This window comes from Streptomyces sp. RP5T, from assembly GCF_003933965.1.
GTDB lineage: Bacteria > Actinomycetota > Actinomycetes > Streptomycetales > Streptomycetaceae > Streptomyces.
Map to the genome: position 1 here is coordinate 1 of NZ_RSAJ01000841.1, position 2,799 is coordinate 2,799.

Here is a 2,799-nt window from a genome sequence, read left to right on the forward strand (position 1 = left end):
CCCCCACCACCTGCCCGTCCCCGTTCACCCAGGGGCTGCCGCTGGTGCCCCCCGTGAAGTCGGGGCACGCTATTCGCTGCTGCGTGCGGCTGTGCACGGTCGGCTTGTTGGTGCAGCTGATCGGCACGGCACGGGTGGAGGGGTAGCCGGTGACGGTGACGGCGGTGGCCCCGGTGGCGACACCGCTCACGAACGCGTTCCCGCCGACGACACGCTGCACCTCGCCCTCCACCGTGGCGAAGGCGACGTCACTGTCCTCGTCCTGCCCCTTGGCCCATCCCCGCGGCAGGTAGCGCTTCTTGACCTTCCACTTCCCGTACGGCGCCCTGCCGTCCCGGTATCCGGGCACGAACACGAGGCCGTCGTCGCCGTTGTCGAGACAGTGCGCGGCGGTGACGAGGAGGTCCCGGTGCGGGCTGCGGACGACGGAGGCCGTGCAGTGGTGCTGCCCGCCGGTGAACAGGGCACCCACGCGGGCGCTGGACGAGGTCGCCACGGCGACCGTCGTCACCCCGAAGGGCCCCGCCCCGTCGGCGGCGGCCGCCTCGGAGGCCGAGGTGACGGTGAGCAGGACGACAACGGCATGCAGAGCGAGTCGTGGCGTGCGCTTCACGGAAGGAAGCATTCCGCACGAAGGTGAGAAACGCATCAGAGGGCGGTACCGCGAGACTTGTGGGACGGTATGGATACGGCGGACCACCGCACCGGAGCCGCACGGAGGGCCGGGAGCCCCAACCACCGCGGGTTGGACGGCACCAGCACGGCGGAACGGATCGCCGAAGCCCGCCGGCGGGGGCTGGGAGCCGAAGCGCACCACGCCGGTTGCGCATCACCCGCGCCCCGGGAGCAGCTGGAGCCCCGGCAACGCGGCCCAGACGCCGAGAAACCCACCGGACGCCGCTTACACGGCGCCTGCGCGGCGGGGCGCGGATCCCGCGGCGGCCCGTGCAGCCGAAGCCCGACGGCAGGCGCGGGGAGCCGAGAAGCGCACCGCGCCGGTAATCCAACACCCGCGCCCCGGGAGCAGCCCGAACCCCGGCAACGCGGCCCAGACGCCGAGAAACCCACCGGACGCCGCTTACACGGCGCCCGCGCAGCGGAGTGAAGCCCGCAGCGGCCCGGGGCAGCCGAAGCCCGACGGCAGGCGCGGGGAGCCGAGAAGCGCACCGCGCCGGTAATCCAACACCCGCGCCCCGGGAGCAGCCCGAACCCCGGCAACGCGGCCCAGACGCCGAGAAACCCACCGGACGCCGCTTACACGGCGCCCGCGCGGCGGGGCGCGGATCCCGCGGCGGCCCGTGCAGCCGAAGCCCGACGGCCGGGGCTGAGAGCCGAGAAGCGCACTGCGCCGGTAATCCAACGCCCACGCACTCCCGAGCAGCCGAAACCCGGCAACGGGCCGCGGGGAGGCCGAGAAGCGCACCAAACGCCGGTCTCGCCTCACCCGTACCTCGGTGTGGATCCCGTGCCCCGGGGCAGCGGAACACCGACGGCGGGGCCCGGGAGGCTGGAGTGTTCGACGGTTTCGAGCTGACGCGGTGCGAGGGTGACGACGGCGTCCGGCTGCGGGTGCGGCACGGCGGCAGCGGACCCGCGGTGCTGCTCCTGCACGGTCACCCCCGTACGCACGCCACCTGGCACCGCGTCGCCCCGCTGCTGGCCGCCGCGGGCCACACCGTCGTCTGCCCCGACCTGCGCGGTTACGGCCGCTCCGACAAGCCCCCGACCGACCCGGAACACCGCCCCTACTCCAAGCGCGCCATGGCCGGCGACTGCCTCGCGGTCATGCGCCGGCTGGGGCACGAGCGGTTCGCGGTGGTAGGCCACGACCGGGGCGCGTACGTGGCGACCCGCCTCGCCCTGGACCACCCCGAGGCCGTCTCCGCCGTCAGCGTGCTGGACGCGATCCCCATCGGGGAGGCCCTGCGACGCTGCGACGCCGGTTTCGCCGCGAGCTGGTGGCACTGGTTCTTCCTCGGCCAGACGGCCAAGCCCGCCGAACGCGTCATCAACGCCGCCCCCGACGCCTGGTACACGGCCACGCCCGAGCAGATGGGCACCGAGGCGTACGAGGACTACCGGCACGCGATCCACGACCCGGCCACCGTGCACGCCATGTGCGAGGACTACCGGGCCGGCCTCGGCGTCGACCGCGAGCACGACGACGCCGACCAGCGGGCCGGCCGACGCATCGACCGCCCCCTCCAGATCCTGTGGGCCACGCGGGACGACATGGCCGACCTGTACGGCGACGTCCTGGCCGTCTGGCGCGACTGGGCAGGCGCTTACCTGGAGGGCGGTCCGATCGACTCCGGACACCACATGGCCGAGGAGGCACCGGAAGCCCTAGCGGACGCGCTGAGCACGTTCTGGAGGAACACCGGGGCCACGGGGGCACGCACGACCGGGACGTGAAGCCAGAGGCCTGGGCCGAACGAGTGAGCGTCCGCGCCCTTGCCGTCTCGCGAGCCACCTCCGGGTGCCGCCCCGGAGCCGCCCGCCAAGCCACACCCGGGTCACCCCCGAGCCATCGCCTGGCAGCCGCCTGCGAGCAATACGCCGGATCGCGAACCAGCCATCCGCCTGACTCCCGACCGCGCCGTACGCCAAACCGTTCCCCGGCCGTACACACCGGCGCCCTACCGCGCCGCCAGTCCGCCACGGCCCGGAGCGAAGGTTCTGCAGGGCTCAGCCGCACCACGGACGAGCCCCGAGGCCACCAAAGCGCGGGCGACCTGGCCGTGACAAGCCACCCGCCACCCGAGCCGGACCCGCGCCACGACGAGCGAGCGACCACGC

2 protein-coding genes are annotated in these 2,799 nt (G+C 74.1%); one reads left to right on the forward strand and one right to left on the reverse strand.

All coding sequences use genetic code 11. The features are described from left to right. Positions 1-625 (reverse strand): serine protease (locus EHS43_RS41835; RefSeq protein ID WP_125195713.1); only part of this gene is annotated, 625 nt, incomplete at its 3' end. An 887-nt stretch (positions 626-1,512) separates the two neighbouring features. Between EHS43_RS41835 and EHS43_RS41840 the strand changes: the two genes are divergently transcribed. After that, positions 1,513-2,415, forward strand: a complete 903-nt coding sequence (locus tag EHS43_RS41840) for an alpha/beta fold hydrolase (RefSeq protein WP_125195714.1) — start codon at positions 1,513-1,515, stop codon at positions 2,413-2,415. Positions 2,416-2,799: the final 384 nt, after the last annotated feature.